General features: G+C 71.6%; 4 protein-coding genes. All 4 read left to right on the top strand.

Features of this window, described 5'->3' with window-relative positions:
• The coding region (locus KD1_RS17025; RefSeq protein ID WP_217995911.1) for an alpha/beta fold hydrolase at positions 1-805 on the top strand (805 nt) is incomplete at its 5' end.
• A gap of 13 nt (positions 806-818) precedes the next feature.
• Positions 819-2144 carry a hypothetical protein gene (locus tag KD1_RS15395; RefSeq protein ID WP_068403386.1) on the top strand — a complete coding sequence of 442 codons (1326 nt, stop codon included), beginning with the start codon at positions 819-821 and terminating at the stop codon, positions 2142-2144.
• Complete coding sequence (locus KD1_RS15400; protein ID WP_068403388.1) at positions 2141-3469, top strand: CHAT domain-containing protein; 1329 nt, start codon at positions 2141-2143, stop codon at positions 3467-3469. Before KD1_RS15395 ends, KD1_RS15400 begins: the two co-directional genes overlap by 4 nt.
• Before the next feature lie 13 nt (positions 3470-3482).
• On the top strand, positions 3483-4309 hold an 827-nt coding region (locus KD1_RS15405; RefSeq protein WP_217995912.1), incomplete at its 3' end, for a hypothetical protein.

Here is a 4309-nt window from a genome sequence, read left to right on the forward strand (position 1 = left end):
GGGGCCGGTCATCGTCGAGGGTCCGTCGGGGCCGGTTGACGGAGCGCGGACCCCGGGCTCCGATCCGAACGCCGGCCCGGCTGGTGGTCCCGCGGCCGGGCCCGCGGGTGGTCCCGCGGCGGCCGGATTCTTCGAGAAACTCGACCCGCGCAACATCATTCGCCTCGCCTCCGTGCTCCAGATGAAGGATCGATCCGGCGTCGTCGGCTACCGCGGTGTCGGCCCCCTGCTCGACCGCATCCTGGCCGCCAAACCCGCCGACCAGGCGCCGCCCCGCGTGCACGTCGTCGGGCACTCGTACGGCTGCAAGGTCGCCCTGTCCGCCCTGACCGCCCTGTCGGCGCAGCCCGCTCGCTCCGTGCGCTCCACGCTGCTCCTGCAGCCGGCCCTGTCGTACCTCGCACTGGCCGACGACGTGCCCGATCTGCACCGGCCCGGCGGCTATGCCGTGGCCAAGAGCCGTTGCGACCTGCCGATTCTCGCGACCTGGTCACGCCACGACGCTCCGCTGCGCACGTTCTTCGCCCTCGCCGTGCGACGTCGCTCCGACCTCGGTGAGCAGAACGTCGGTGCCGCCGGTCGCGACGAGCCGCCGAGCAAGTACGCCGCCATGGGTGGCTACGGACCTGCCGAGGAGTCCGACGTCGCCGACACCGACATCCTCGATCCGGCCGCCGGCACGCGGTACCCGCTCGACCCCGGCTCGGAGGTGCTGGCCATCAACGGGACCGCGCGCATCTCCGGCCATGGCGACGTCACCAACCCGGCGACCTCGTGGGCCCTGTACAACCTCATCTCGCAGTGACGGGGAGACGGCGATGGAGGCCATCCGGGACGAGTTCGGGCTGACGGCCCTGCGCATCGGGCACCAACTCACGCGCAAGCACACCTCCCAGGTGACGTTCGCGCTGCGGTCGCCCGGTGACCTGTACGAGGCGTGGGACGTGCGCGGCGAAGCCATCATCACGGCGGCGTCGAAGGACGATCGGGAGGCCTTCACGCACGCGCTGGCCGACAGTTGCGCCCGTCTGGCCGCCACCGACACGATCCGCGAACTGCAGGCGAAGAACGAGCCGCTGTGGCTGGCCGTGACGGCCGAGCACCCCCTGTTGCCCGGGATGGCGTGGGAGGACGCGTTCGGTGACCTCCACCTCCCGCTGCTGCGGCTGCCCGGGCAACTCAACACCCTCCCGACCGCCAAGCCCAGCGCCGCTCCGCGGATCGCGATCTGCGTGTCGATGCCGCTGGCCAAGGCCGTGTTCGACGCCGTGGACATGGTCGATCAGGCGCTGGACGCGCTGGAGACCCTCGACCTCGACCCGGAGATCCACGTGTTCGCCGACGCCGAGACGACCGACGTGCTGCGCGAGCAGTTGAGCCACCGCGTCACGGCGATCCACGATCCCGCGGAGTCCGAGGGATCGCCCGGTATCTCCGCCCAGCCCGACGACGGCCGCCCGTGGCTGGGGTGGATCGGGCAGCAGATGGGCGAACGCTTCGACATCCTGCACCTGATCGGCCACGGATTCCTCTCCAGCGGCGAGGGGGCGTTCGCGGTCGCCGAGTCGCCCACGAGCAACCGCGACCCGGCCCAGGCGCGTTTTCTGTGGCCGCAGCAGATCGCGGCGCTGATGACCTCGTGCGGGGTGTGGGGGTTGGTGGCGACGGCGGTGCCGCAGAATCACTCCACCACGGGGTTGCGCGTCATGGCGACGCAGGTGTCGGCGTTGTCGGTGGCCGCGACGATCTTCCACGACGCGGCGGTCGTGACCGATCACCCGGGGACGCTGGGCGACGCGTACCGGCTGATGCTCAAGTACCCCGCCTCCGCGCCGGCCGACACGCGGGGGCTGCTGCTGATCATGCACCCGATGCGCTTCGGGATGGCCCCGCCCCAACCGGTCTCCGGCTATCACCCGGCCGAGACGCGACTGGCCACCGAGGTCGAAACCGGCGCGATCGTGACTCCGGGCATGGTCGCCGCCCAGAACCAGGTGCGGCAGTGGGAGACCCAGTTGCAGTTCGACTCCACCGACCCGCAGGTGACGGCGACCAGGGACGCGCTCGAGGTGGCCAAGGCGCGGCTCGATGCGGTGATGTTCGACACGGATGCGAGCGGGGCCGGCGCAGGGGGGCAGTCATGAGTGTCGTCGTCGATTTCAAGGAGTTCGGAGCGCCGATCCAAGTGCTCTTCGGCCTGGCCGACTCGGCCGGGCTGGAGCCATGGGTCTGCGACGCGGCGGAGGTGGCCCAACTCGCCGCGATCGACGCGTTGCCGTGGGGTCCTCGGCCGGAGAACACCGCTCCGGCGATTCAAACCTTCGGAGCGTCGTTGCGGACCAAGTTGAGCGCCGTGGCGCCCCTGCAGGCGCGGTTGCTCGAGACGTTCGCCAACGGCATCCCCGGGGTGGCCGCGCCGCAGCCGCTGTACTTCCGCACCGGCCGGGAGCCCAGTGTGGAGGCCGTGCCGTTCGAGGCGCTGTGGGACGCGGCGCAGGTGCGCGGGTTCGCGTGCCTGAACGGGTTGTGGCCGATCGCGCGCATTCCCACCGACATCGTCGCGCCGGCCGGGGCGTTCCTCATGGAGCGAGCGGTGCGGATCGCGGCGATCATCGGGGCCGAGGGTGTCGACCCGGCGGCGCAGGTCAGGGCCCTGCTGGCGGGGTGTGCCCCCGTGCCGGGGTTGAGCGTCGAGTTGCGGGTGTTCACGACCACCGCCGAGGCGGTCGCGCTCGTCAACGACAGCGGGCAGCCGGGGTGGAGCGCCGAGATCATGCCGGCCACGTCGGACACGCTGATCGCGGCGGTGAAGGGGTTCCAGCCGCATCTGCTGCACCTGTCCTGCCACGGCACGGCGGACGGGCCGCGGTTGCTCGTCGCCCAGTTGGACGACATGGCGGTGCTGACCCTGTCGGCCGAGCACTTCAAGGCGCTGGCCCAGCCCGGGTTCCTGGCGCCGTGGCTGGTGACGCTCAACTGCTGCGAGGGCGCCGCGCCCGGGGAGCAGACGGCCTCGTTGACGTCGAGTCTGGTGCGCGTCGGGCTGCCTGCGGTGATCGGGATGCGCAAGGCCGTGGACGCGGCGATGTCGGATGCGTTCTGCGCGAACCTGTACGCGTCGGTCATGGCGCGGTTGGCGGCGATCGCGCCCCAGGGACGGGCCGGCGGGATGCTCGACTGGGCCACGGTGCTGCACGAACCGCGCCGGCGCCTGATCACCGACTTCGGGGCACCGGAGGTGGTCGCCGGTCGGCAGAAGGAGTGGACCATGCCGATCCTCTATGTCGCCTCACCGAACCTGCGCCTGCGCGGTCGGCCCACAGCGCCGAGCGAGGAGCTCACGGACGCGGCGATCAAGGCCGAGGTCTTCACCGTCGGGATGGCCGACAGTTTCGAGGCCGCGGGAAACATGACCCGGGAGAAGGCCGACGAGATGCGCGAGCCGGCGTTGGCGAAGTTGTTCGGGTGAGCGGGGATTCGTGATGGACACCGAGGTGAGAAGCAACGGGTGGCGGGGCGAACCGGCCTCCGGGGCGCTGACCGCGAAGTACGGCAAGTGGGCGCTCGGGGCGGTGGCGGCGGGGGTGGCACCGCTGGCGCCACCGGTGGTCGATCCGTGGGACTGGCGACACGAGACGGTGGGGTGGGGGCTCGTCCTGCCGCACGGCGATCCGGCCCTGAGTGTCGATGATCTCGTGGCGGCCAAGGATGCCCCCGAGCCCCTGCAGGCGTTGGTGGCCGCGCGTGGGCCGGCGCCGGTGCTGCGCTGGGACCCGACCAGGCCGGATGTGTTGCTGCGGTATTACTCGGGTTTCGCCGCTCCGGAGACGATCCCGATCGGGGGGACGCCACGCGGGGTGGCGCCGGGGGCGATCCCGTCGTTCCTCATGCTGTGGGGTGGGCTCGAGGCGTTGCCGTGGCGGTTGCAGTACGCGTTGAATCTCGACCCGCGGATCTTCGCCGGGCGGCTGCCGTTGGAGGGCGATGCGTTGGCGCGGTACGTCAGCGCGCTGCTGGGCCCGTGGGACGGGGAGCTGGCGCCGGAGCACGGGCGAGCCGTGGTGTGGGCGACCGATCACGATCCCGGTGACATCTCGCACACGATGCGGTTGGTGGTGGCCGATCCGGTCAAGAAGGCGTACGCCGACGACCCCGATATCACCGTGAGCTACCACGCGGGCGCCGACGCGACCGGAGCGGCGTTGGCGAGCGACCTGGGGTCGGCCAGGCCGAGCGTGATCGTCACGACCAGTCACGGCAACACCGGGCCGGCGGGGGCGCCGGACCGCGAGCGCCTCGGCTGGTTGGT

It is taken from the genome of Kribbia dieselivorans NBRC 106261 (genome assembly GCF_001552435.1).
Lineage (GTDB): Bacteria > Actinomycetota > Actinomycetes > Actinomycetales > Dermatophilaceae > Kribbia > Kribbia dieselivorans.

Bases quoted from the DNA above. Each gene is read 5' to 3' on its own strand.
- KD1_RS15395 (WP_068403386.1), top strand. From the start codon at position 819: ATGGAGGCCATCCGGGACGAGTTCGGGCTGACGGCCCTGCGCATCGGG.
- KD1_RS15400 (WP_068403388.1), top strand. From the start codon at position 2,141: ATGAGTGTCGTCGTCGATTTCAAGGAGTTCGGAGCGCCGATCCAAGTG.